The 25,173-nt window shown below is 46.3% G+C and carries 20 protein-coding genes; 14 read left to right on the top strand and 6 right to left on the bottom strand.

The annotated features are described in order from the left end of the window. Positions 1-17 precede the first annotated feature (17 nt). Positions 18-3,425: a PAS domain S-box protein gene (locus E5S67_RS09740; RefSeq protein WP_172186859.1), complete on the bottom strand. Its 3,408-nt coding sequence runs from the start codon at positions 3,423-3,425 to the stop codon at positions 18-20. 626 nt (positions 3,426-4,051) lie between these two features. Between E5S67_RS09740 and E5S67_RS09735 the strand changes: the two genes are divergently transcribed. The 8 genes from E5S67_RS09735 (at position 4,052) to E5S67_RS09695 (ending at position 12,464) form a co-directional block, all read left to right on the top strand. Beyond that, the gene (locus tag E5S67_RS09735) at positions 4,052-4,396 is read left to right on the top strand and encodes a hypothetical protein (RefSeq protein WP_172186840.1); all 345 of its coding nucleotides are present in this window, start codon (positions 4,052-4,054) and stop codon (positions 4,394-4,396) included. 208 nt (positions 4,397-4,604) lie between these two features. Then, the gene (locus E5S67_RS09730) at positions 4,605-5,630 is read left to right on the top strand and encodes an ABC transporter permease (protein WP_172186839.1); all 1,026 of its coding nucleotides are present in this window, start codon (positions 4,605-4,607) and stop codon (positions 5,628-5,630) included. A 575-nt stretch (positions 5,631-6,205) separates the two neighbouring features. Continuing rightward, a complete protein-coding gene (abc-f, locus tag E5S67_RS09725) occupies positions 6,206-7,816 on the top strand; it encodes a ribosomal protection-like ABC-F family protein (RefSeq protein WP_172186838.1) in 1,611 nt (536 codons plus the stop codon). Positions 7,817-7,828: 12 nt separating this feature from the next. Continuing rightward, a complete protein-coding gene (locus tag E5S67_RS09720; protein WP_339382811.1) occupies positions 7,829-8,671 on the top strand; it encodes a hypothetical protein in 843 nt (280 codons plus the stop codon). Positions 8,672-8,733: 62 nt separating this feature from the next. Beyond that, a complete protein-coding gene (locus tag E5S67_RS09715; protein ID WP_172186837.1) occupies positions 8,734-9,777 on the top strand; it encodes a hypothetical protein in 1,044 nt (347 codons plus the stop codon). A 386-nt stretch (positions 9,778-10,163) separates the two neighbouring features. Beyond that, positions 10,164-10,937 (top strand): ABC transporter permease, encoded by a 774-nt coding sequence (locus E5S67_RS09710; RefSeq protein ID WP_172186836.1) that lies wholly within the window; start codon positions 10,164-10,166, stop codon positions 10,935-10,937. A gap of 270 nt (positions 10,938-11,207) precedes the next feature. Beyond that, positions 11,208-12,107 carry an ATP-binding cassette domain-containing protein gene (locus E5S67_RS09705; RefSeq protein WP_172186835.1) on the top strand — a complete coding sequence of 300 codons (900 nt, stop codon included), beginning with the start codon at positions 11,208-11,210 and terminating at the stop codon, positions 12,105-12,107. 114 nt (positions 12,108-12,221) lie between these two features. Further along, on the top strand, positions 12,222-12,464 hold the full coding sequence (locus E5S67_RS09695; protein WP_172186834.1) for a hypothetical protein: 243 nt from the start codon (positions 12,222-12,224) through the stop codon (positions 12,462-12,464). Between the two features lie 124 nt (positions 12,465-12,588). Here the strand turns inward: E5S67_RS09695 and E5S67_RS09690 are convergent, their stop codons facing one another. Next, on the bottom strand, positions 12,589-13,548 hold the full coding sequence (locus E5S67_RS09690) for a GNAT family N-acetyltransferase (RefSeq protein WP_172186833.1): 960 nt from the start codon (positions 13,546-13,548) through the stop codon (positions 12,589-12,591). Positions 13,549-14,256: 708 nt separating this feature from the next. On the opposite strand from E5S67_RS09690, the gene pap reads away from it, so the two are divergent. Both pap and E5S67_RS09680 read left to right on the top strand, forming a co-directional pair. Then, positions 14,257-15,744, top strand: a complete 1,488-nt coding sequence (gene pap / locus E5S67_RS09685; protein WP_172186832.1) for a polyphosphate:AMP phosphotransferase — start codon at positions 14,257-14,259, stop codon at positions 15,742-15,744. A 353-nt stretch (positions 15,745-16,097) separates the two neighbouring features. Continuing rightward, entirely contained in the window at positions 16,098-17,084 is a 987-nt protein-coding gene (locus tag E5S67_RS09680) for a YdcF family protein (protein WP_172186831.1), read from the top strand. On the opposite strand, the gene E5S67_RS09675 is transcribed toward E5S67_RS09680, so the two are convergent. Beyond that, positions 17,081-17,443, bottom strand: coding sequence for a hypothetical protein (locus E5S67_RS09675; protein ID WP_172186830.1), 363 nt, complete (start codon positions 17,441-17,443; stop codon positions 17,081-17,083). The genes E5S67_RS09680 and E5S67_RS09675 overlap by 4 nt on opposite strands. A gap of 348 nt (positions 17,444-17,791) precedes the next feature. Here E5S67_RS09675 and glsA point away from each other — a divergent pair, with 348 nt between their 5' ends. Continuing rightward, positions 17,792-18,718 (top strand): glutaminase A, encoded by a 927-nt coding sequence (glsA, locus tag E5S67_RS09670; RefSeq protein WP_172186829.1) that lies wholly within the window; start codon positions 17,792-17,794, stop codon positions 18,716-18,718. A gap of 98 nt (positions 18,719-18,816) precedes the next feature. On the opposite strand, the gene E5S67_RS09665 is transcribed toward glsA, so the two are convergent. The 3 genes from E5S67_RS09665 to E5S67_RS32360 form a co-directional block, all read right to left on the bottom strand. Beyond that, positions 18,817-20,634: an adenylate/guanylate cyclase domain-containing protein gene (locus E5S67_RS09665; RefSeq protein WP_172186828.1), complete on the bottom strand. Its 1,818-nt coding sequence runs from the start codon at positions 20,632-20,634 to the stop codon at positions 18,817-18,819. Between the two features lie 430 nt (positions 20,635-21,064). After that, a complete protein-coding gene (locus E5S67_RS09660; protein ID WP_172186827.1) occupies positions 21,065-22,171 on the bottom strand; it encodes a FecR family protein in 1,107 nt (368 codons plus the stop codon). Positions 22,172-22,518: 347 nt separating this feature from the next. Next, a complete protein-coding gene (locus tag E5S67_RS32360) occupies positions 22,519-22,788 on the bottom strand; it encodes a hypothetical protein (protein WP_216670336.1) in 270 nt (89 codons plus the stop codon). Positions 22,789-22,841: 53 nt separating this feature from the next. On the opposite strand from E5S67_RS32360, the gene petP reads away from it, so the two are divergent. The 3 genes from petP to E5S67_RS32355 all read left to right on the top strand — a co-directional run bounded on the left by petP (position 22,842) and on the right by E5S67_RS32355 (position 25,103). Continuing rightward, positions 22,842-23,042 carry a cytochrome b6f subunit PetP gene (gene petP / locus E5S67_RS09655; protein WP_172186826.1) on the top strand — a complete coding sequence of 67 codons (201 nt, stop codon included), beginning with the start codon at positions 22,842-22,844 and terminating at the stop codon, positions 23,040-23,042. 170 nt (positions 23,043-23,212) lie between these two features. Continuing rightward, complete coding sequence (locus E5S67_RS09650; protein WP_172186825.1) at positions 23,213-24,307, top strand: Get3/ArsA fold putative tail anchor-mediating ATPase NosAFP; 1,095 nt, start codon at positions 23,213-23,215, stop codon at positions 24,305-24,307. A gap of 214 nt (positions 24,308-24,521) precedes the next feature. Beyond that, a complete protein-coding gene (locus E5S67_RS32355) occupies positions 24,522-25,103 on the top strand; it encodes a hypothetical protein (protein ID WP_216670335.1) in 582 nt (193 codons plus the stop codon). Positions 25,104-25,173: the final 70 nt, after the last annotated feature.

Raw genomic sequence — 25,173 nt, 5'->3', positions numbered from 1 at the left:
AGTGACGCACCCTAATTTTAATTATTAACAGGTAAGCGGATCGTAAAAGTAGAACCAACACCCTCCTGACTTGTTACTGAAATATTTCCGCCCATCATTAGGCAAAAACGCTGGCTGATTGCTAGTCCCAAACCGGTGCCGCCGTACTTGCGCGTGGTGGAAGCGTCTGCTTGGGTAAAGGGTTGGAAAATGTGCTGCAACTGATCCGGATTCATCCCAATTCCTGTATCTATACAATTAAAAACTAAAAATTCTTTCCTGGCAATGGAAGATAGAGAATTTACCGCAGGTTCAGAACTGTTTTTTTGTATCGCTTCGCTACTGTCGTCCGCAATTTTTTCTCGGGTGGCGGTGAGGGTAATTGTACCGTTTTGAGTGAATTTGGCGGCATTGCTCAGCAAATTTAATAAAATCTGCTGCACTTTGGTAATGTCACCGTGCATAGTGCCGATATTCGTAATTCGATCCAAATTTAGAGTGTTGCCGTTTTTCTCAATTAGCGGCGCGGCGGTAGATGCTACTTCTTCAATCAAGGCGGCGATGTCGAAGGTTTCTAAGTAAAGATCCATGCGGCCGGCTTCGATTTTAGAAATGTCGAGAATGTCGTTAATTAGTGACAGCAAGTGTCTGCCGGAAGTGCGGATTTTGTCTAAATCTGGGGTGAGTTCATTGTAGCCCAATTCTTCGGTTTCTTCTTGGAGCATTTCGCTGTAGCCGATGATGGCATTCAGAGGTGTTCGCAGTTCGTGGCTCATGTTTGCCAAAAATGCGCTTTTTGCGGTGGAAGCGGCTTCGGCTGCTTCTGCGGCGAGTTGCAAGGCGGATTCAAAGACTTTGCGATCGCTAATATCCTCGACACTGCCTTCATAGTAGAGTACCTCGCCGTCGGCGTCGCACACTGCACGCGCGCTTTCAGAAATCCAAATTACGCTGCCGTCAACGCGGTAAACTTCTGACTCAAACCCCGAAATTTCTCCGAATTCTTCCATCACCTGCATAAACTTGTCGCGCCGCTGAGGATCGACGTAAGCTTGCTGTCTGATGTTTGTGAGGTTTGATATCAATTCTTCGGGAGTGGCGTAGCCGTAGATGCGGGCTAAAGCTGGATTTACACTCAAGAAGTGGCCTTCGGGGGTTCTTTGAAAAATGCCTTCGACGGCATTTTCAAAGATGCTGCGGTATTTTTGTTCTGCTTGACGCAGAGCGATTTGTGTGCGCTCGCGCTCGCTAGCTTCTATGGCTAGGGACACTAAATCTGCCAGGGAAGCTGCAAAATTTTGTTCTTCTAATGTCCAGTTGCGATGAGTTCCCACTTGTTCGATAGAGATAACTCCGACTGTTTGTCCGCCAAGTCGAATCGGCGCACCTAATGTTGATTTGATTCCGGTGAGTCCAAAGTAAGATGCCACAAATTCTCTGGTTCTAATATCTGAGAAAGCATCGTCGGCTGCGATCGTCCGGTGTTCTTCCAAAGCTTTAAAATAAGCTGGATAGTCTGCTGCTGCGAGTTCTGCCCCTGCTTCATGCTGTTCGCTGCTGCGGTGAAATTGGTCGAGACATTGCAATTTCGATCGAGTCTCATCATACAGCCACGCGCCGACTTTTTCTGTCTGTAGGGTATGAGCTGCTGCTTCGGTGATTTGCCTTAAAGCTACTTGCAAATCGCCTCGATACAGGGCTTTATTTCTTGCCAATTCTACCAAAACCGTATTTTGTTTGAGCAATTGTTTTTGCCTTTGGCGCCGCACTGATTCCGCTCGCTTCTGTTCGGTAATGTCGCGGGCTACCAAAATGACGGATTCTTCTGAAAGCGGCGAAATGCTGGCGGCAAAACAAACTTCGCGGTCGTCAATGGTTAAATCGTACTCGATGCTGACAGTTTGCTTAGTATCTAAAGCTGCTCGGATGTGGTTGAGAAAATTGTCGGCTGTAGCTTGCGGAAACACCTCTCCGACTTTTTTGCCAACTAATTCTTCGGCTGGTTTGTAGAGTAGGGAAAGATTGGTGGGCGCGATTTTTAAATAGCGACCGCTGGCGTCCAAAACTAGAATTAATTCGTTCATGGCTGCAAACAAAGCCCGCAATTCTGCTTCGGCAGCTTCGAGTTCTGCCGTCCGCTCTGCTACTCGCTGTTCTAAACTAGAGTTGGTTTGTTCTAGGGCAACAAAAGACGATCGCAATTGTCGGGCCATTTCATTAAAAGACTGAGCTAGGAGGCCGAGTTCTTTGACGCCTTGGACTTCGACTTCGCCGTTTAATTCTGCAGAGGTGAAGTCGGATGACTCAGACATTTTTCTTAAAGCTTTGGAAGCTTCCAGCAATCGGGTAATCGGTTTGACAACCCAGCGAGTGGTAAAAATTCCGAGTCCGATCGCCAGTATGAAGGCAAAAAAGCACAATAAGATAGTTGTGCGAGTGTTGGCGTTAATTTGCCCCATGAAGTCTGCTTCTGGGATAGCGACTACAATCAGCCAATCAAGACCGCGACCGTCTTGCAGGGGAGCAACCGTAATGAATTGACGTTTGCCGTCAATATCGAAGGTAAACTGTCCTTGGCTGTCAATTTGTTCAAAACTGCCAAATCGTTTTTGCAAGTATGTGGAGGCCGATCGAATTAGCAAATTTTTGCTCTGTGTCGCTAACAGCCGTTTTTGTCCGTCTTGACCAGTGACAAAGGGCAGTTCGTCTGTGGAACTGGCGACTATTTCTCCGCTGCGTTCGATCGCAAAAACTTGTCCCGACGGGCTAATTTTGATGCTTTTGAGAAAATCGCTGATTTGAGAAAGAGTCAGGTCAATTGCCAGTACCCCCTGCAGGCTACCCGTTTGGTTGTAGATGGGTATTACCGGCGTAATCCCCAGAACTGGCGGGGCTGCAAAAACGTAGATAGGAGACCAAGAGGCTTTTCCTGACTGTTTGGCAGCTTTGTACCAGGGTCTAGTACGGGGGTCATAAGCGACGGTTTTGATTAGCTCAGTGCGATTTCCTTGGCTGTCGAGGCGATAAATTTGGCGGTTTGGAGCGGTTGATTCGTCTCTGATATATACTAAGCTTTCTGCTTCTCGCTTGAGCAAGAGGAATTTGCCCTGTTCGTCGCCGTAGTAGATGGTTGTAGTTCGATCGCTCAGCTTGGTCTGGTTCCACAAATAGCGCTCTAAGTTGGGGAAGTCTTCCGGGTCTAAGTTTCCAGAGGCGATCGCAGCAGTATTCATTTGCAGGAATAAATGAGACACATCCCCAAAACTGCGGAAATTTTCTTTCGTCCTCGCTGCAACTTCCAAGCTTAACCTAGTAGCAAGGTCATTGACGGCTTTCTGGCCGTTGCGAAACGACAGCCATCCAGTCACGCCGACTGCTACGGAGATTTGCACCACCAGCGGTATCAACAAAACTAGGCTCAGTGACATCTTGGGCGAGCTTTTCATCAGATAACTGCTCAGATTTTTTAATAACATCAATATTCTGACACCTACCGAGTTTGCGTATCGTTTGTCGTTTAAAAGATGCCCTTGATATAAGTTACAAAGTTGTACTGCAAGAGTGAAGTGCGGTGACCGGCCTCTCAAAACTTGGCTGAGGTTTCCACCGCTACTGTAAAAACTTGTAATATTAATGATGCCACTACTTGCCTGAATGTGCCGATCGCTCTGCGGACTCGCTGTCAAAACGTCACACCCCGTAAAAAAAGCAACTTTAGGCCCGTGCTCCACACCCTGGTTGTCATCAGTCCTTCCCAATTATTTAATTCTTTAATCTAAAATTTTTCATTTAAAATGGGATCGCTTTCTCCGGGTGCGGAGGGTCTCCCTTACGGCTGCTTAATAAAAATCAGATTTAAATTTTTTCTACTGTGGCAGGACAAATGTAAATTATTTGACAATCGGGTATTAAATAATTTGCTATTAATAAGATAAGCGGCCAACATTCCGATCGACTGACTGCAAAGAGGATAATTGAAGCATCTGCATTTCATCAAGGGCAGCAAAGTAAAGCGTTTTTGGCTTTTTTGGACGATCGATCTTTTGGCAAAATAATACTTCTGGAGGATGACATGAACTATACATTTGAAATCCTGGGCGTATCTCCAACTTTAACATTTTTTAACCAGCAGCAGGAATTGCTGCAACAACAGCAGCCGTCGGGTGTAGAATACTTGGCAAACCGGAAGTGTACTCTCGATGCGTTTGTGGCATCCGTGGAGACAGTTTCTCCCGATCGCGGCTGGGATGTCGATCGAGTTGTAGACACCGTGATTAGTTTCTGGATGAACAACTCGGATAGCATCCAGTATTGGAAGCACAGGCTGCAGGATGCAGGCAGCGAAAACTTGTTAGTAGCGAGAGTAGGCGATATCAAGTCTTTGCAAGCTGCATTTGAATCGCTGCTGGGCGAATAGGAAAATCGGGAAATGCGAAAAAGTCGATCGGCTTTTTCGCAAAAATCAACTTAACTGTCTATTCGCAATTCTCAATTCCCCTGATTCGCGGCACGGAAGTCGCAGATATAAAATATCTGTTTCTTCCAGCTTCTACCTTCCATCTGCCTGATGCCTTCAACATCTGGCTAATGATTAATGACTTCGCTATTGGCAATTCCCAAATATTATGTCTCGTTCCAAAGCCCTGCAATCTTATATTTTTCTCCGCTTGCTTCTCGCACCGCTAATGTTGTGGACAATCACCACAGCAGTATTTTTGTTGCTGCGGGCCACTCCGGGCGACCCCATAGATGCCATTCTCGGCTCACGAGCTCCGGCAGCCACCAAAGCAGCAATGCGAACCCAACTCGGCCTCGACGCACCCCTGTGGGAGCAATATTTCAAATACATGAAAGACTTATTAAGTCTGGACTTGGGAACCTCCATCACCACTCGCGGACAAACCGTGTGGCAAATTATCGGAGACTATTTCCCCGCTACAGTGGAATTAGCAGTTTGTAGCATGGCCATAGCTTTAATTGTCGGCATCAGTATCGGTTCCCTGGCAGCATCCCGCCCCAACACTATTTTCGATGCTGCCGGCCGTTTGTTTGGCATTATCACTTACTCGCTGCCCGCTTTTTGGGCCGGCATGGTTTTGCAGTTGATTTTCGCGGTGCAGTTGGGCTGGTTTCCCTTGGGAACTCGCTTTCCCGTTACATTCCCAGCCCCCCAAGGCTATACAGGACTGTACACGATTGACAGTCTCCTGAGCGCTAACCCCGGTCAGTTTCTCACATCTTTGCATTATTTGGCACTTCCGAGTTTGACGTTGGGGATTCTTTTGAGCGGCATTTTCGAGCGCATTGTCAGAGTGAATCTCAAGCAAACTTTGCAAGCAGATTATGTCGAAGCAGCTAGAGCTAGAGGCATTCCCGAATTGCAGATTTTATGGGCTCACGCTCTGAAAAATGCGCTAATTCCGGTGATTACTGTCTTAGGATTGACTTTTGCTGCACTGTTGGGCGGTGCTATTTTAACAGAAGTTACTTTTTCTTGGCCGGGGCTGGCAAATCGCCTTTACGAAGCGATTAGCTTGCGGGATTATCCAACTGTTCAAGGTATTGTGGTGTTTTTTGCGGCAATTGTCGTAATTGCCAGCATTGTAATTGATATTTTGAATGCTTACGTTGACCCGCGAATTCGGTATTAAAGGAAGTTAGTTATTATATGATGTGCGGTCAATTACAAGTAATTGACCGCACATCATACAGCATATCCGGTCAATTACTTACTTTCCCAAACTATGAGTTTAAGTAGTTGAAAATCAACCTATGTCTGAATTGAAGAACAAAAAGGCTAAAATCAACTAAAACAAGACCAGAAATTTTTGCTATATAAGAATTTGTGCCATTATTTTCAGATAGAAAAGCACAGTAAGTACGGAAGAGCCAGTATGGTGTACAGTGCGCGCCTTACCACTACAGATGGTGTCCAAATAGATTCCTTGCGTCCAAGACTGTATCCGTTGTACCCCAGAATTCAAAACATCTGTGGCTTGACAACGTAAAATTCGTGTAATATAGTGTAATTTATTGTAGTTAATTAATTCTTACTGCCATGAAGCTAACTGCTGGTTGCTAACCCATCCCGATCGATTTCCAACGCTCTGTGCTTTAAAAACTACGAAAGCCAGAGATTTGAATTGGGTAGCGACCTCTCGATCGTACTGCGATCGAGCGTCCAGCACTACGAGGACGGCTCAGCAAACCAAGATGGAGCAGAAATATGCAAAAGAAAGCAATTCTCAACGCAGCTAATTTGACCTGCGAAGTCGCACCCACACGGACTTTGTTCGCAGATATCACTGTTGCAATTCATGAAGGCTCGCGCATTGGCTTAGTCGGTCGCAACGGCAGCGGTAAATCGACCTTGCTCAAACTACTTGCCGGACAACTAATCCCGCAGATTGGCACAGTCGCGAGGACAGGTAGTATTTACTATCTGCCTCAAGTCAGTACGCTGAATCTGTCTGCATCGAATGAATTGGTACTGGACTGGATCGCTTCTCATTCGGATGAATGGTGGACGGTGACAACGTTGCTAGAGGAGAAGTTTCCCTCGGAAGTCTCGCTATCTCAGCCTCTGAGCACAGTCAGCGGCGGAGAACTGACGAAACTTTGGTTGGCGATCGCTCTATCGAAGCAGCCTGATATTCTGTTGTTAGATGAGTCAACAAATCATTTAGACCTGTTAACCCTGGAACAGTTGCAGACAGCACTGCAAGAATTTTCTGGTGCTTTCGTTATTGTCTCGCACAAGCCGTTTTTTCTCGATCGCACCGTCGATACGATTTGGGAATTAACGCCAGCGGAGTTAAAGGTTTACGGTGGCAACTACTCCTTCTATCGATCGCAAAAAGAAACCGAACATCAAGCCGCATTACGCGCCCACGAAGTAGCGCGAAAAGAACTAAAGCGAGCGAAAACATCAGCAGCTCACGAACAACAACGAGCCGTTCAATCTCGCCAACAAGGTCGCAAACGTGCTGACAGCATTCCAAAAATTCTCGCTGGTGCGTTGAAGCGACAAGCTGAAGTAACGGCAGGAATTGCTAAGAAAAAACATGAACTAGCCGTAGAAAAAGCAACTAATCAAGTTACCGCAACCAAAATCAAAACGACGAAAACAACCCGGGTTAAATTAGAAGAATGCAGTCACAAACACAAAAATTTAATCGATATCCAAGGTGCTGATTTGAGATTAGGAGCGCGCCGATTAATCAAAAACATTCAGCTTCATGTATCGTCAGACTCGCGCATTGCTATTGCTGGAAAGAACGGCTCAGGAAAATCCTGTTTAGCTCAAGCCATTCTAGGAATGGAGCGAACTCCAGCAATTTTAGAAGCCGGTGAAATTGCCATAAAATCTGCCATAAAAGGGGTATATCTCGATCAAAGCTATGAAATGGTCGATCGGTCTCGGACAGTCCTAGAAAATATGCAAATGGCAAACCCAAACTTAGACTATCAATTGCTGCGACAGCAATTAGGAAATTTTCTATTTTTTAATGATGAGGTGAACAAGCCTGCATCTGCCTTAAGCGGCGGTGAGTTAGCGAGATTAGGGCTGGCTGCGATCGGCATTTCTCAAATTGATTGGCTCATTTTAGATGAACCAACAAATAATTTGGATTTGGAAACAGTGAATCAGATTGTTGATGGAGTCAATGAGTTTCAGAGCGCCCTCTGGGTCATTTCCCACGACCTCGACTTTCTCAGCCGCATTGGAATCACACAAGCCTACCAACTCCACAACGGCCAACTTCAGCCGCTGATCCATCAACCGCATGAGTTGCAACGTTATCATCAAGAATTACTTGAAATGCAAATGTCTTAATTCTGAAGCTCAGTGGCGCAGCCTACATCAGCAGGAGTAGCAAAAGCTCCTATTTTGGGAAGAAGACAATTTCTAGTTTCTGGGCAATACTGGATCAAACACAGTTCAATATTTGAGGAAACGCTGATGAGATTATTGCGAACAATCGCCGCTCTATCGGCGGTCTTGACCCCACTGATGGCTGAAGCTGCCTTTAGCCGTCCCATGCCGGGAACAGCCGATTTTCCCAGAGCCTCAAACCCCCAAGTAAATGTGCCGGTTTGCTTCCTCGAAACTCCAGGCGGCACAACTTTTGATTTAGTAAGCTTGTGCGGCAGCAATGCTGCTCCCCAAAACACTGCTCCGGTTGCGGGCAACCCCGCCAATGCTCCTGCAAATAACCCCAATGCAGGCACTCCGGCTGCTGCCCCGAACCCCAACCCCATCACCAGAGATGCTGTCGGCACCCCGATAACTACTCCAACAGGCACGCCAAATCCCAACAATCAGAATAATCAGAATCCGGGAACTTCGCCCAATACCGATCAGAATAATCAGAATCCGGGAACTTCGCCCGCAGGTACTCCCAATAATGCCAATTCTGGAAGTTCACCGAGTACCAATCCCAATAATCTCAATCCGGGAAGTTCGCCCTATACCACTCCGAATAATGCCAATCCGGGAACTTCGCCGAATACCAATCAGAATAATCTCAATCCGGGAAGTTCGCCCTATACCACTCCGAATAATGCCAATCCAGGAACTTCGCCGAATACCAATCAGAATAATCTCAATCAGGGAACTTCGCCGAATACCACTCCCAGCAACAATTTGTCTCCGAATAATGGAACAGGCAACGGCACGGGCACTCTTTGAACTGCCGGGGATGAGTTATGCTAAGACATTGAAGTGGCGATCGCACTTGAGGAGGACATCTCGTGTCAAACTTAGTTCAACGCTTAGAAATAACCGCTCATCCGCAACTAGAAAAATCCCTCGGCTATCGAGGAGATAGTCGCTGGGTAGCTTGGCGCTGGGAACCGGATATCGACCAACTTATATCCAGCGACGGCAAAACAGTTGGCACTGGCAATAATATGGCTTGGCTGGTGTTTTTGCAGCACGATTTAGTCGATCCTGCGGTACAAGAGTACAACCTCGGCGAGGGCGATCGCTACTGGCTGCTTTTAGACACAGAAACTAGAAATCTCTACGTCGGCGAAGGGAAAACTGTTCAAAGTCTGCTCGAACAGCCGGAAAGTTTAGCTTTATTGGCCTGTCTCGATGGCGGTAATGCCGATCGACAAACTGGTGAAACTTGGCAGCAAACGTTATCTCAACTAACAGCAAAACCAGTTGTTCGCCACCTCACAAATGCCCTTCCTTTCGGTATCGCTGCCGCTTTGATAGGTGCTTTAGGCATCGGAACCGGATTGTGGGTAGTGCCGGCGGTGCAGCAGAAACTAGCCGAAAAAACAGCTTTTACTTCCCCAATTAGTTCTGTGGCAAACTGCGGGCTTGGCGGTTCCGACGATTTTTCAGCTTATATCGGTTCTTCAAGCGGGAATAAAGAACTTCATTTAATAGGCGTTTACGAAGCCAATGCGGATCACAAGAACCGAGATTTATCAAAAAGTGCGATCGAAATCAAAGTAGAACGCCGAAACAAGCCAATAATTCTCGCACTTTCAGCTTATGAACCGGTGCAATGGAACATTACCGCAGAACCGGGAGCTGTTATCGAAAAAATCATTGTTAACGGATACAACAACCAAACTGTTTCAGGAGTTTCGGGAATTCCTATTGAAGAGCACAGCTACGAAGAAACCGGAAACTATATCGGCGACTTTATCTACAAGTGGGGTGCTACCGCTGAAAGTACCAATACTTCTTCCCTCGTGACTAAATTGGAACAGATAAACCGCACCAGTTTAACTTCTTTTCAAGGATGTTACCGAGGTACGAATTTTGCGATTAAGTAAGAATTATTGATTATTTTGGGGTGGGAAAACGGCATTGCCGTCTCCTGAAGAGCGGTCTTGTCGATCGTTAGATCAAGAGAGTAATTTCATCATCCCATCCGTCCAATTGATTTTACCCATTAGCGGAAATCAGGAAACGGCAGTGCCGTTTCCTACAATTAATCGGGCTTATGGTTACATTTTCCCTAGGGCGATTATTTTGGGGTAGGAAAACGGCACTGCCGTTTCCTCCTTTGCGTGCTGATTCTGTTTTTAACCAATCCGTTGATGTTAAGTCATTGGTGTACATTTTAAACAGTTATTTGACAAGCTTATGTCATGACTGTATCATAAAATATTAACTTTAATTTTTGATTTCAGACAATAACAATGCTAACAAACTTAAGATGAAATACTGGTATGAAACCCTCGCTGTAGCGCAGCGCATTTTAATAGAATTGGGAAGGCGAAGACGCAGTTTAATTTTTTGGGCTATCTTTCCGATTTCTATCTTGATTATTAACGCTTTAATTTTAGCAGAACGCGCGCAACTGACAACAGCAAAAGCTTTTGAAACAGCCGCCCCTGCAAGCTTAGTAGGAGCTGCTTTATTTTTTAGCTGTCTCGGCGGTAGCGTAGCAACCGTAGTAGCAGAGCGAGAACAGCATACTCTCAAACGCTTGTTTATTTCCCCCCTGAGCGGCACTTCCTACTTTTTAGGGATTTTTATTGCTCACAGTTGCATCGGTATCGGTCAGGTAATTTTAGTATACACGATCGCCTCTTTTTTAGGAGCACAATTTCAAGGCTCTATCCTGTTAGGATGTGCGATTATTCTGCTCAGTATTGTATCTTATGTAGGTGTAGGCTTTATTCTCGGCACCCAGTTTGCTAGGCGCACTGAAGATGTCAACTCGCTAGTAGCAGCTTTTGGCGTTCCTTTGTTGATTTTAGGAGGCGCATTTTTGCCAACTTCGCTGTTTCCCAAAAGTCTGCTGGAACTCGCCCAGTACAATCCAATTTATCACATGAACGAAGCGCTGATGGGCGTGTGGGCTGACGGCAAAGATTTGGCTGATATTTCGTCGCACTTCGAGTTTTTGTGTATTTTTGCTGTTTTAATGATAGTAGCCGGATGGCTCTCTTACCGACGGATGTTGAGAGTAGAAAGAAGACTTTAAACGAAGGGGAAGGAGTGAAATAATTTACTTTAAAAGAATTCAATCATGGTTCAGTTGAACCTAATTATGTAGGGTTCAATGCACACCATACCTTACACCTATTTAGCGTTCTATGCACACCGCACCTTACGGCTATAGCAATCCTCGCATCATTTGTGAATTTCTTACAAACTCCCAGCGGGTTCGGGGAGGGTTGGGGTGGGGGAAAAAAATTACGACTCCTGCAAGGATTGGTATTATATTATAGGAAAAACTAGGAGATTTCAAGCTGTGCTGCAAATTGAAAAACTCAATAAATCCTACGGCGAGCGTTCAGTGCTTAAAGATTTAACACTGCACATTCAAGCTGGAGAAATTTACGGTTTGCTGGGGCCAAACGGGGCGGGCAAAACTACCACTATCAATATTTTATGCAATTTGCTAAATGCCGACAGCGGCCAAGTTTCTATCAATGGTGAACCTGTTTCCGAAACTACTAAATTATTAATAGGTGTAGCGCCCCAAGAAAATTTGCTTTACAAAAGCCTTAGCTGCGAAGAAAACCTCAACTTTTTTGCTCAAATTTATGGTTTAGAGCGCAAGCAGCGCCGCTATCAAGTAAGACACTGTTTGAAAGCAGTAAATTTGACAGATAGAGCTACAAGCCCGGTGGAAACTTTGAGCGGAGGAATGCAGCGCCGTTTGAATATTGCCGTGGCTTTGGTACACCAGCCTAAATTAGTAATTTTAGATGAACCGACAACGGGTTTAGATATTGAGGCTCGCTACGAAATTTGGGATTTAATTCAGCGATTGCAATCGGAAGGAATTACAATTTTGCTGACAACTCACTTGTTGGATGAAGCTGAGCGGCTGTGTCAGAGAATCGGAATTCTGAAAAATGGGAGTATTGTGGCTGAGGGCAGTTTAGAAGAGTTGCAAAAACTGATTCCGGCTCAAGAAATTATCGTGGTAAAAACCGACGAAGAAGCTGAAGTCATCGCCCGCGCTAAACAATACAGTTTTATCCCCCGCCGCTACGGTAGCGATTTAGCTTTTTGGCTGCCCGAACGTTTAGAATTAAAAGAAATTATTTTGCTGTTCGATGGGATTTCTATTGATTCGATCGCTCGGTATCCGGTGCGTTTAGAACATATTTATGTAGAAGTGACTAAACAAACTGTATCCTAAGCTGCGTTCATCCGCGTATATCCGCCACTATTTGCGGTTAAAGTTCCACAGTAATTAACTGATAAACAAAGTGCTAACAAAAAGGATTTGATTATTTTTAGCGACAGGGATATCGTGAATGTCGATATCTCCTGTAGTATACCCGATGCGCGGTATGTAGAGTATTTGATATCATCGCTGATTTTACAGGGCAAGGATTTGATTGGATTAAGCGGAGGTTTAATCTTTGGTCAGTTAGAAGTAACTCAAAATACTCAGGGAACTCTCATCAAGAATCTCTCGACAGGAGAGGAGTTAGGTGTGATGATTGGAGTGAGTGCCAATGCGATTACATCCGCTAATTTCCGGTTGATTTAGGAAATCAAGGAAAGTACGATCGCCCATTCGATCCAAAAGGGATCTCGCACTTGACCCAAAATCGCACTTGACAACCCCGACTTCTTTAAGCAGTCGGGATTCTCGCCTTCAGGGCCAACCTTTTCTACACAGTCTTAGCCCACTCGATCCAAGTTTCCATCGGGCGGAAACCGACCGATTTGTAAAGCTTTGTCGCCCCCGTCAAACTGTCAGCATCAACGCTGAGTTTAGCTGTGTTTGCACCCGCCGCTTTTAAGGAGTGCAAGCCAGCCAGCAGCATCGCTTTTCCTAAACCCATTTTCCGAAAGTCACGCCGCGTACCCAACAATTCAATCCAACCGTCTTTTGTGCCGCTGAGGGCGTTTTTTTGGGGTTTGATTTGACAGTCGCAGAAAGCTGCAAATTTGCGATCGCCCGAAACAGCAATCAAGTCTAATTCCGGCTGATAATTCGGATCTTGCATCCAGTAGCGCACGGTTTCCGCAGTTAAATCGTGGTGATTCCAGTGATCGATAAATGACTGGTTAAACATCTCTACCCACGGTTGAATGTCTTGTTCTCCTGATACGTGTGTCAGCGCAAAATCTGCGGGAAATTCAGGTGTTGGTATTGGTTCAGCTAGGGATCGGGCCATTGTCCAAAAATAGCGATCGACCTCAAAGCCCTGTTTCTCTAACAGTCGCATCTCATCTGTTTTATCCTCGCGGCTGTAGGTACGCAATTTCGCGGGCAAATTCCGTTCTTTTGCGACTTCGTGCACCCGTTTTTCGCCCCACTTAATTATGTCTTTTTCTAAACCTTCGCTACGCAGATTTGGATGCACGTAAAACCACAGACAAGCGTCTATTTCATCCTGGGAATCGGGCATATCTAGGAGTGACAAACCGATTAGTTTGTAATTACCATCTTCCCACAACTGCACGTCGCGGGCTTTGTCGAGTTTGGGTGCATCAAGTATTAGCTTGAGTTCAGTTGCTGAGACTTCTTCGCCGAGGCGATCGACTGCTTCGCAAGCATCGATTAAATTTGCGATCGCGCACCAGTCAGTTTGGCCCTTGTAGGAGCGTGTTGTTAAGATATTCATAGAAAACTTGCAATCCGTAATTTCGGACTGTTCCTCTTAATTGGTATTGGCAAACAAGTACAGTGAATTTCTGGCAAAAATCCGAGTTTTTGATTGTTAACCGCTTCGGAATGCGGATAAACGCGGATGTAATGCAGATTTATTGTGGTGTCGATAAAACTCAGAAACCTGTTTATATCACCCAGGCTTTCAGGTTTTATCTAATTAGGCAATCATAAAAATTGGTTTGCCCTTCCGGGCTAGTTTTATATGTGAGTTTATGGCTGGATGTCGATGAGTCGCGCTCTCTTTTGTTACCAAGCTTGGTGCTTAAGTAACTATTGTTTGAATAAAGTTTCTACAGCTAAGTAAAGAAGTTGTCACCCCCACCGGGTAGTTGATTTTTACTTTTGCTCTCTTTTACACTAAATCCTTTTTCAGGGATTTTTGCCTCCTCCTGTTAACTCGCCCGATCGGGGGAGGGGAGAAGTTGAACTTATTTAAAAGTTACCTATTTCAACTATAACCTGAGCCGTTTTTTTTGGCAAGTTTGAAATTGAGGGAATCTTGCTAGTATTAACGAGGCTGCCATTTGAGGGCAGGTGCGATCGTGCTTTTAAGCAGCCGTAACTGTAATTTTTATAACGTTTTTCCCGGAGTTGGGGATTTAATTTTATCCAAACGTTAAACTAACGTTAAACAGTTTTCTCAGATTTATATGAGGTAAATATGCTCGAAAACCTCGATTTAGATATCTCCCTCGATAAAGAAACCTACGATGCCAAGATAGAAGTTTTAATGAAACAGTTGCGATCGCTCCAACTGGCCTGCTGGGAAAAAAAATTGCCCGCAATTATCGTCCTCGAAGGCTGGGCAGCCGCGGGCAAAGGCGCTTTAGTCAAACAAATGGTAGGGTACATGGACCCGCGGGGGTTTGCCGTCCACCCGATTTGGCCGCCGTCAGCCGCAGAAAAGGGCTATCCTTTTCTGTGGCGATTTTGGCAGCAACTCCCCGCCCGCGGCAAAATTGGTTTTTTCTACCACAGTTGGTACACTCATGTTTTAGAAGACCGATTGTTCGATCGAGTCTCCGACGCCCAAGTACCCACAGTCATCAGGCAAATCAACGCCTTCGAGCGGCAGATGGTAGATGACGGCGCGGCAATTGCCAAATTTTGGATTCACCTGAGCAAAAAAGAACTCAAGCACCGGCTCAAAAAACTAGAAGACGACACCTTACAAGCTTGGCGAGTGCGGCCAGAAGATTGGAAACAAGCCAAAAAATACCAAGAATACACAACTTTAGCAGAAGAAATGGTAGCCCAAACCGGCACGGGTTCCGCACCTTGGACGCTAGTAGAAGGCGATTGTCAGCGGTGGGCGAGAGTCAAAGTTTTAACGCAAATGGCCGCGACAATTACAGATGCCTTAGACAGACTGCCGATGCAATCTGCACCAGTGAAATTGCCACCTCAAGAAAGGTTGGAACCCACCGAACCCGACTTACTGGCCCAAGTAGATTTAACTCAATCGCTGTCGCCCGACGAATACAAACAGCAACTTCGCGAGGAACAAACCCGTTTTGGTAAACTTCAACAAAGCATTTACGAAGATAAAATCCCCGTGTTAGTGATGTTTGAAGGTTGGGACGCCGCCGGTAAAGGAGGAGCGATCAAACGCTTGACGGACGTATTAGACCCCCGCAGTTACACCGTTAATGCCTTTGGGGCCCCGACCGACGAAGAAAAAGCCCACCCATACCTCTGGCGGTTCTGGCGGCGGCTGCCAACGGCTGGTAAAATCAGCATTTGCGATCGCAGTTGGTATGGTAGAGTGCTGGTCGAGCGAGTCGAAGGATTTGCCACCGAACCCGAATGGCGCCGAGCTTATCAGGAAATCAACGAATTTGAGGAGCAACTCACCAGTTTCGGTTGTGTCTTAGTTAAATTCTGGCTGCACATCAGTCCTGACGAGCAACTAAAGCGGTTTACAGAGCGGCAAAACAATCCATTTAAACAATACAAACTCACCGAGGAAGATTGGCGAAATCGGGAAAAGTGGAATTATTATGAAGTGGCGGTGAATCAAATGATTCAGCGCACCAGCACGCCGCTTGCTCCCTGGACGCTAATTGCGGCCAATAACAAGTATTATGCTCGTGTTAAAGTAATTCAAACGGTAACGCAGGCAATTCGGAATCAACTGAAGCGCCGATAAATTGGGATTGGTGAATCGGTAACAGGTAATGGGGACAAAAGTAGGCAGAACAAAGCAGGCTTGAATTGTCAATTCCACCTGCGGTGTACTCGATCCATTACCAATTACCAATCAACCATTACCAGTTATCAATTACCAATTAACTGTCAGCAATCTGTGACTGGAAGTAGCGGGTTTCACCCTGCAACCAATGGTTGATAGCTGACCGGAATCGAGCATCAGGATAAATGCGATCGGACTGCGTTATTGGCGAAAGTTAAAAACCCACCGATGCCCGTATTTCCTCCCGCAGCTAAATTCGCGCTCGTTTCCAAACTTCTGTACTAATTTATGAAGACACAGAATATTGCAAGATGCCAGAACTGTTAGCTCGCATTCTATTTCTATTCCTCCTGTTCTCACTGCTCAAATCGTGGTGGGATCAATCAGGAGGCAAAGACAATCCGTTATTAGACCGGCTGCGCGTTTTGCTGCTGATCAGCCTTTTGTTCCTGGCTTTTTTTGCGCCAGACACGCCAGTCGGAGCAGCGATTTTCGGCATAATAGCCTTCTTCTTTACGCCGTTAGGTTTTTCGATCACGCTGCTGGTGATTGCATCGGCGCTGATCACGAACGGGGGCATCCGCAACCCGGCGCCGAGAATGATCCTGGCAGCGCTGTTAGTTTTGATCCTTTCGAGTATGCCAGTTGTAGCTTACTGGTTCGCCGACCAAGCAGAACGGGACGCTGCTGCTCGCACAGTTTGCTGCGACGAAACAGCAGCGGCGATCGTCCTCCTCGGCAAGGGAACGACTAACAACCACACCGCCAACCGAGAAGCGATTCAACTGACAGATGCAGGCAATCGCCTGCCCTATGCTGCAGTTTTGTACAAAAAACAACTAGCACCTATGGTCATCGTTACCGCTGGCCCGAGACCCGAGTTGGAGGGTTATGTTGGCGAAGGTAAGGATATCGAAACGTTGCTGGCAAACAACATGGGCGTCCCGCGCAGCAGTATCGTTCTCGACAATAACGGCAGCAACATACGCACCAGCGCTGAAGAGGTGAGAAAGATACTCGACAGCCGCGGCGTCGGGCGCAAAGTAATCCTCGTAACATCTGCGATTCAGATGCGCCGTGCCAGCCTAGCATTTGCGAATATGGGAATTCAGGTGATTCCTAGAGCTACCGACTTCTACACTTTCCAGCCCACCGCAGGAGGGAAATCCAGACTCCGCTTAGACGCGGGAGATTTTTTGCCTCGTGCAGAAGCTTTGGTAACTACGACGCGAGTATTCGAGGAATATTTCGGGTCTTTTTATTACTATTTGCGCGGCTGGCAGTCTCCCAGGGCCTAAAGCGGCGAGTTGCTGGTGTTTTTCTTAGGCAACAGCGACTGCTCCCCAGATTGGTTTAACATCTGATGAGAATCAGACCTTTGTGGGGAGTTGTATTTTTTTTTCATTCCGGCGGGGTCGCCGACAATCAAGTTTGCCATGAAAGCAAACAATACCCAAAAGATAACTGGCTCCCACTCGGATTTTTTGGGGGCCGGCGCCTCTTTAGCTTTGACGGACTCGACGTTGATTTTGATGTCTAGTTTGCCTTCAATTTCTTTGCCTTTTAGAACTCCGTCGCTGCACACACCCTTAAAAGTCAGCGGAGCTGGTTTTGCTGCTTCTGCTTTTGGTGCTTCTGCTTTTGGTGCTTCTGGCATTTTTTTATCCTGATTTTGGTAGATTCGGTTGGATGGTAAATTCTCAGAGGTTCGGGGGGTATCCGGAAAGGATTGCGAATTTCTCCCTTGAGAATTAAGTTAGAGAAGCACCCTGCCCTGACAACGGGGCAGGGAAATCACCATCGGTCGCCCTTTTGAGCTAGTGCTGGTTGTTGTCGGGAAACAACTTTGCCTTGAAGCTGCTACTTATTTATCTGGGCAAATAGCAGGTTTTTATGCAAAGTAATTTTCTTGGTCAGATTTATTTTAAAATCGGGCATGGAAAAGTTTGTGATCTCGATCGGGCGATCGCACTTTATTTTAGATTAAACCAATAAGTTATCTAATTTGACAATATCCACCAGCAAACTATCTTCCCTGCAACCAGAACAACTGGCCGCATGGGCAACAGAGGCCATAAATCGCAGTAAATCCGGTCAAATTCCCGCGTACATACCTCTCCTTGCGCGAGCCGATCGACAAAACTTTGCCGTGCAAATTAGGGCAATTGACGGTCAAATTGTGAGCTGTGGTAGCATCGATCAAAAATTCCCGCTGATGAGTGCAGTCAAGCCCTTCGTCCTGCTTTATTTGCTGTGCGAATTGGGCGAAAAAATGGTATTTGACTGCGTTGGCTGGGAGCCTTCGGAACTGCCTTTCAATTCGTTAACTCAACTCGAAATAGACCAAGGAAAGCCGAGAAACCCGATGATTAATAGCGGGGCGATCGCCCTAGCGTCTTTGATTCCCGGTCAAAATGCTGTGGCGCGCTGTCAAAACTTGCTCGGTTGGCTGAATCAACAGGCAAAAAGTCAGTTATTTGTTGACGAGTTAATGCTCGATTCAGTGAAGGAAAACCCGAATCAAAATAATTGGAATATCGCCTTAAAAATCGTAGAATCGGGTTATATTCAAAATGCGGAAATTGCTTTAGAAACTTACAATCGCGTCTGCTGTTTGTCGGGAACTGTGGAGGATTTAGTTAAGCTGGGGATGGTTTTGGTAAATAGTGGCGATCGAGCAATGGGGGAAAACTGCCGTACTGTCAAAGCACTGATGGCAACTTGCGGTTTGTATGAAGCATCGGCCCGCTTTGCGCTGCGGGTAGGACTGCCGGCCAAGTCGGGAGTTAGCGGGGCAATGCTCTCGGTAATTCCGGGTCAAGGTGCGATCGGCTTTTACAGTCCGCCCCTCGATAAAGAGGGAAATTCTGTCGGCGGCTTATTTCTGTTAGAACAAATAGCTAAAACTCTGCGCCTGAGCGTATTTGATTAGATTGGTCAGTAGTCAGTAGTCATTAGGAATTGGGAATGGGAATTGGGAAAAAGGTAATTTTCCCTACTGACAACTGACAACTGACAACTGACAACTGACTAATGCTTTTCGCCCATAATAGCATAAACCACAGTCAGTTCTTTTTTTCCGCGCAATTGAATCGATCCTACTTTTTGGCCTTCGTAGCGATCGCGCACGTAAGCAAAAGTCCTCCCCGTCACCAACAAATTAAAAGGACTGTCAGAAACAATTTCCTTATTCATCGCCTCCAATCTAGCAGCAACGTTGACAGCATCACCGATCACAGAATAATTCAAACGCCGGGAACCGCCCACGCTGCCAGCAACTAACTGTCCGGTATGCAAACCGATGCCAAACTTAATTAAAGGTTTGCGTTCAATTCTAAGCTGCTGGTTAAGTTGGTGCAGCCGTTCGTGCATCGCAATGCAAGCTGCAACTGCATTCAAAGCATCTTGTTGAATTTGTCCATATTCGGTATGGCAAAAAGGCACCCCAAAAACTGCCATAATTGCATCACCTATGTATTTATCTACAACGCCGCCGTGATCCATAATACAGTTGGTCATCGCTTCCAAATAATTGTTCAGCCAGGTGAGCAAATCCCGCGGTGGCATTTTTTCTGAAATCGAAGTAAAACTACGAATATCCATAAACAGCACCGTTGCTGTCAGTTCTTGAGGTTCGAGTTCTCCCTGTTCAAATATCTCAGCTTTGCGTTCCCAAATAAGCTGAGCTGTCTCTGGAGCGACGTGCTTTTCAAATAACCTCATCAACTGCTGCTTTTCGTACTGTTCCCGGAGTTGCAAAGCAGTGCCAGATAAAATGAGAGTGCCGATAGGTGCGGCAATCGGAACCCACCAAAAAAATAAGCCAAATAACAAAGCAGCAGCCGCAATCCAAACTATAGGCAAACCGAGAGCGATCGCAATTCTCTCTGTAACACCTCGGTTGCCCAGAACCAAAGCGGTAAGCGGGCCAATCCCCAACAATAACAAAATTTCTATGAGTACCGGCAGCCGCCGCAGCAAGCGTTGATTGAGCAAATTGTCAACCAACGCTGCATATAAATAAACCCCAGCCGTAGTCTTATTGAGAGGTGAAGATATCGGGTCTAAACCGGTAGCAACTATGCCCACTAAAACTAACTTATTGGTCAGAGCATCTGCGGGAATTTTACCTTCTACGACATCAACAAAAGCATAGGTAGGTAGATTTTCAGTTTTCCCCGGCCAGTTAACCCAGACTTTTTTTTCCTGCTTATTTTTGGAATGTGGGAGCAATACTGGATCTTGGGGATTAGCAGCATTGTACCTGTGAGTCATTGCTAAACCGAAATTAGGAATCCCGTTGAGAAAGATTTTTGAGTTGCGGGTAATACCGTCGCTATCGGCTTCCTGGCTGATGTGGCCGACACCTGCGGCGACTGCTTTTAAAGATGCTACTGGTTCTTCTTTAATGGTTCTAGGGAGTACAACTTTGGCGTTGGCGGCGATCGCAGCAGCTAAAATATCATCTTTCGGACTCGGATCGAGGAAAAGAATGTCAAAACCAACTGCTGTGGGGGGAGATTTTTTCAGCGCTTCTAGCAGTTGGGCGTAGCGGTTGCGAGGCCAAGGAAATTGACCGTATTCCTGCAAGGAATGCCGTTCGATCGCAATTACGGCAATTCTAGAATCCCATCCGGGATTTGGCAAAATTCCCGCTTCTCGAATTTGAAATAGCGTTTTGTATCCCAAATATTCAAGGGGTTTCCACATTCCCAATTGCAGCATGGCTACAGACATTATACCTGCTATGGCACCTGTTATCCAGGGAGGATTTGTGATTATATATTGCCGCAGGCCGATCAGTTGATTGTCTTTGAGATGCTCGTCGATCCATTTTTTGAACTTCATGCAATTAATTTGACGCAAAAAGTAACATTCGAGTCCGGTTTTCGAGAGGAGTGCGAGTCATTCGATTTTAGATTTTAGATTTTAGATTTTAGATTTTAGATTTTGGATTGATTCCACGGATAAATCCGGTGGCTTGTACCATCAAAAAATTTTTGGTCATGAAGTTTTACAATACCGTAAGGGCGAAGGGTAGTCGCAAAATTTATTAATTTTGACTAATCTGTTGGGAATCTAAATTGTATTTTGCGGCTGGCGGGACACCCCACAATAATTGAATCAAACTTAACTGTAAGATTTAGATGCACCTGGGCTGAGGGAGTTTCACCGCGAAATGCTTCGCACTTACACATGATAATCAACCCAGATAGGACTTACAATCTAACTCAGATCCTCAGAGACTGCCCGCGCACTTTACTCTTAAAAAGGTTGTTTAAGGAACAGCGAGGCTGTAATGCCGTTCTGTGGTTGACGGGCCTCGCACTACGATTTTGAGGCGGCGACTTGGAGGTAAAATTCCTTGGATTTTGAAGTTGCCATTTCGATCGATCTTAATCGCTTCGTTGTTGACATAAATTATGTCGATCGGGTTAATTTGACCGCTAAGGCGATAGATATTGCCGCTGAGTCTCCCCAAACTGCGGACTTTGAGTTGAGCTAGGCGAGGACTCGCTGAGGGCCCCACGGGCGAGGTTTGAGGGAAAATTGTCGTGGCGTTGCCGCCGTTGACAACTACTTCTGAGTCAGTGCTGCTGGATACTGCGACTGCACCTTCAATAGTTTCGACTGCGGTTTTGCCTTCGCCGACGCTGACGCCAAAGGAGGTGCCGCGGACTCCGGCAACGCCTTCTGGGGTTTCAACCCTGACTGGGGCGGTTTTGGCAGAACTTTTTTGTTGGGCAATTTGACTGGATTTGCCGAGTCCGCTGAAGGTATTTAGGGCGGCTATTTGGTTCGGCGGGATAATTGTTGAGGTGTTGGCTGCGGGAGTTGTCGCGGCAGTTTTGCCGATCGACAACCTGACTCGCCCCCTGCTGACAAAAATCGCTGTGTCTTTTTCGCCCCCTGCACGGCTTGACAAATCAGATATTCTGACTGCGGTTTTTTCGGCAACTTCCACGATGCCGGTGTAGTTGTCGATCGCTAAACGGGCTGTGGAATCGGGGCCGGTGATGATTTCGTCTCCGGGAGCGAGGAGCCGATCGCCCACAACCGCCGGTCGCCCTTTAAAGCTGACTGTACCGCGAATTTCTTGGATTTCGAGCGATCGTCCGACGGCTGTTCCCTGAGCCTTTATTGTCTCTGTTGGGGATGAATTCGCCGCCACTGTTGCCGGATTTTTTGGAGATTGTGAGTTTGTTGGCAATGCTGGCGGTCGATCGACCGAGACAATTTTAGTAGCGTGTGAGGGCTGTTTGGGGGATGGAGAGAGCGGACTGGCGATCGCCCCACGACCGAGCGGCAGACAGGCGAACACAGCTAACGATAAACTTAGGAGCGGAATTTGGGTCGATCGCCAGCACGTAAAAATTTTATTCATTATTTCAATTTTGTGATCTTGAAGTTCCTTGACTTCCTTTGCTCTCTTGGACACCCTAAATCCGGCAAGCGTTCCACTTTTTATGCGGTAAGACAACAGCAAAAATCGACTTTCTCAACCTGAAATTTTAGCATTAAATCTTTTTTTTATTTTCAGATTTTAGTAAACTGTTACAAGATGGCAGTTTACTAAAATCTGACCTTCGGGAAATTTGGCCGACCAGACTCAAAGTGCTTTGCAGTATGGATTTTAGCCGAGGTCAACTTTAGAGATCGCAGATTTATATATAGCAAACATAAAATTAATTACTGCTTCTGAATGCTTTTTGGCTTCTGCCGGAAGGATGACTAATTGGGGACAAATTCTGTAGTTGTGGCAATTAATAAAAAGATTGTTTTTGCAAAGGGATAAAAAATAATTATCTTCGCGGTGCGCGAGAGTCTGGGAGTTGAGCTTGCTGCTGTGGAACCTGATGAGGCAAACCCAAGCGAATCAAGGTACACGATCGACCAACCCCGACTAGAAGAGGGTTTTTTAGGGAAAGCTGGTCGAAATTTCGATGGAAAATCATAGCGAGCGATCGCCTGCTGGCGTTGCTGTTCCGAAGTAGACGCCAAACTGTAAAATGGACGGTTGTATATAGGTTATATAGAGCAGGAGAACAATTTCAGTGGCAATAGAAGTAGGTCAGAGAGTGAAGGTGCGCCGTCTCAGAGATCGGATACCTGCAAATATAGTGGGCAAGATAAAGGAGAATCCAGTAGGCACTGTTGACGGATTCAGAATGGTTGACGGTAGCGGAGTAGGTGTGGTTGTCAAGTTTGACGGTTTTGCGACTTGGTTTTTTGAAGATGAGCTAGAACCCGTTTAACAGATGTAGAAGGAAGAAGGAAGAAGGAAGAAGGAAGAAGGAAGAGGAAAAATTTTCCCAATTCTTCCCCTCTCCCACTCTCCCACTCTCCCACTCTCCTCTTCCTCCCCACTCTGGCTGAAGGTTGCGCTTAAATGTTAAAGAGTAAGCTTTGGCAGTGAGAACAGAAAATGGCTTTGATTTTGACATTTTTGGGCAAAGGCGGCACTGGCCGCAGTACGATCGCGATCGCAACAGCTAAAAAATACGCGGCTCAAGGCAAGCGAGTTCTGCTGCTCGGCCAAGATCCGGGCCCTGCATTGGGTATCCTGCTAGGGGTTCCCCTGACTCTCAACCCCCAGGAAATCGCCCCCAACCTCAAAGCAGTTCAGGTGCAAAGCGCGCCGCTGCTAGAACGCAGGTGGGACGAAGTTAAACAACTAGAAGCTCAATATGTCCGCACTCCGTTTTTCAAGCAGATTTACGGTCAAGAATTAGGAGTGTTGCCGGGAATGGACAGCGCGTTGGCGTTAAACGAACTTCGGGAATACGAGGACAGCAAACAATACGATGTAATTGTTTATGACGGCAATGGCGGCATGGATACGCTGCGGATGCTGGGAATGCCGGAAATTCTGAGTTGGTACATCCGCAGGTTCCGTCAAGCTTTGGTAGATTCGGATTTGGGGAAAGCGCTTTCACCTTTTATTCAACCGGTTGTCAGTACGGTGTTGACTGTGGATTTGTCGGGAGACAATGCTTTTCAATCTACTAAGCAAGTCGATAATCTTTTGGATAAGGGTAAGGAAGCGCTGGCAGATCCGAACCGCACGGCGGCTTTTTTGGTGACGACTGGGGATGCAAGCGCGATCGCAACTGCCCGCTATCTTTGGGGAAGTTCTCAACAAGTTGGTTTGACTGTGGGCGGTGTCATTGTTAATCAAGCACCGGTTACAGAAGCTATTACTGCCGAGTTTGAGCCTTTGACGGCTGTTTCGGTTCCGGCGCACAGTGACAGTAACTGGCAGCCGCTAATTGATGCTTTGCCCGATTTTTCTCAGGCGGCAAAAGCTCCTCAACCCATTAACATCAACATTGCACAGCGTCAAGTTAGTTTGTTTTTGCCTGGGTTTGACAAGAAAGAAATTAAATTGATTCAATCCGGGCCGGAAGTGACGATCGAAGCGGGCGATCAGCGGCGCAATATTTTGCTGCCTCCGGCGCTAACTGGAAAGTCTGTTACTGGTGCTAAGTTCCTGAATGGTTACTTGATTATTTCTTTTTAGGGTAAGGAAGAAGAGCGTTTCTAGTAAGGACTAAAGTCCTTAGTTCCCCGAAAATTATTTGGGGTAGGGAGACGGCATTGCCGTATCCTCTGCGGCCAAAGTCAGGACACGGCAGTGCCGTTTCCCTACAATTAATCGAGGGTAGGGAGACGGCATTGCCGTGTCCTCCGTTGCTTATGTTACAATCTCCAACAACACATCACCAACCCAGCCAATGATCCGACAAATTTGGCAAAGCATCCTCAATCTGTGGCGGCAAATTCAGCGACATTTCCGCAAACAACCTGCACCCCCACCGTCAAAGCCAACTCCGATTCGCTCTTTTGGGGAATACGAACAGAAATTCATGGCACTGTTAGAGGGTGTTGCACAAGGCTGGAGTCGGGGCGAAATTAAAGGCTTTTTAATCGGCTGCAAAATCAATGATGCTGAGTGGGTAAACTGGCTGCAAGAATTTGGAGACATGTTGCTGGTATCGCCCGAAACGCATTTAGAATTGGGTGGGCGAATGGTGCGGCTGGGTGAGATGAATTGTGGGAAAATCAGTGAGGTTGCTGGGAAGATTGGTTGGCAATTGTTGGCTGGGGAGAGTTTGAATCGGAAGGATGAGGAAGGGCGATCGGTTATAAGTGAAAATATTCTTACTCGATTGTTGGCTGGGGAGAGTTTGAGTGTTTCTTCTACAGATAATTCATCCGCTGCTAACAAATATGATTCAGCTTCGCAGGCAGAATCTATAGAAAGAGAAGTCAGGCAAAAGGCAGAAGAATTATATAACCCAATACGGTTCAGTTAAGGGCTATGCAGTGCTTGAAACAATAAATATAGGAGTATTCATTATGATTCCAGTACCTCTGTGTTTAACT

The sequence above is a fragment of the Microcoleus asticus IPMA8 genome (assembly GCF_013179805.1).
In the GTDB taxonomy this organism is placed as follows: domain Bacteria; phylum Cyanobacteriota; class Cyanobacteriia; order Cyanobacteriales; family Microcoleaceae; genus Microcoleus; species Microcoleus asticus.
This window is presented reverse-complemented; position numbering and strand designations above follow the sequence as displayed.

What these genes read in the sequence shown, in the direction of transcription:
- E5S67_RS09740 (WP_172186859.1), bottom strand. Translation starts at nt 3,425, where the DNA reads ATGAAAAGCTCGCCCAAGATGTCACTGAGCCTAGTTTTGTTGATACCG.
- E5S67_RS09735 (WP_172186840.1), top strand. Translation starts at nt 4,052, where the DNA reads ATGAACTATACATTTGAAATCCTGGGCGTATCTCCAACTTTAACATTT.
- E5S67_RS09730 (WP_172186839.1), top strand. Translation starts at nt 4,605, where the DNA reads ATGTCTCGTTCCAAAGCCCTGCAATCTTATATTTTTCTCCGCTTGCTT.
- abc-f (WP_172186838.1), top strand. Translation starts at nt 6,206, where the DNA reads ATGCAAAAGAAAGCAATTCTCAACGCAGCTAATTTGACCTGCGAAGTC.
- E5S67_RS09710 (WP_172186836.1), top strand. Translation starts at nt 10,164, where the DNA reads ATGAAATACTGGTATGAAACCCTCGCTGTAGCGCAGCGCATTTTAATA.
- E5S67_RS09690 (WP_172186833.1), bottom strand. Translation starts at nt 13,548, where the DNA reads ATGAATATCTTAACAACACGCTCCTACAAGGGCCAAACTGACTGGTGC.
- pap (WP_172186832.1), top strand. Translation starts at nt 14,257, where the DNA reads ATGCTCGAAAACCTCGATTTAGATATCTCCCTCGATAAAGAAACCTAC.
- E5S67_RS09680 (WP_172186831.1), top strand. Translation starts at nt 16,098, where the DNA reads ATGCCAGAACTGTTAGCTCGCATTCTATTTCTATTCCTCCTGTTCTCA.
- E5S67_RS09675 (WP_172186830.1), bottom strand. Translation starts at nt 17,443, where the DNA reads ATGCCAGAAGCACCAAAAGCAGAAGCACCAAAAGCAGAAGCAGCAAAA.
- E5S67_RS09665 (WP_172186828.1), bottom strand. Translation starts at nt 20,634, where the DNA reads ATGAAGTTCAAAAAATGGATCGACGAGCATCTCAAAGACAATCAACTG.
- E5S67_RS09660 (WP_172186827.1), bottom strand. Translation starts at nt 22,171, where the DNA reads ATGAATAAAATTTTTACGTGCTGGCGATCGACCCAAATTCCGCTCCTA.
- E5S67_RS09650 (WP_172186825.1), top strand. Translation starts at nt 23,213, where the DNA reads ATGGCTTTGATTTTGACATTTTTGGGCAAAGGCGGCACTGGCCGCAGT.
- E5S67_RS32355 (WP_216670335.1), top strand. Translation starts at nt 24,522, where the DNA reads ATGATCCGACAAATTTGGCAAAGCATCCTCAATCTGTGGCGGCAAATT.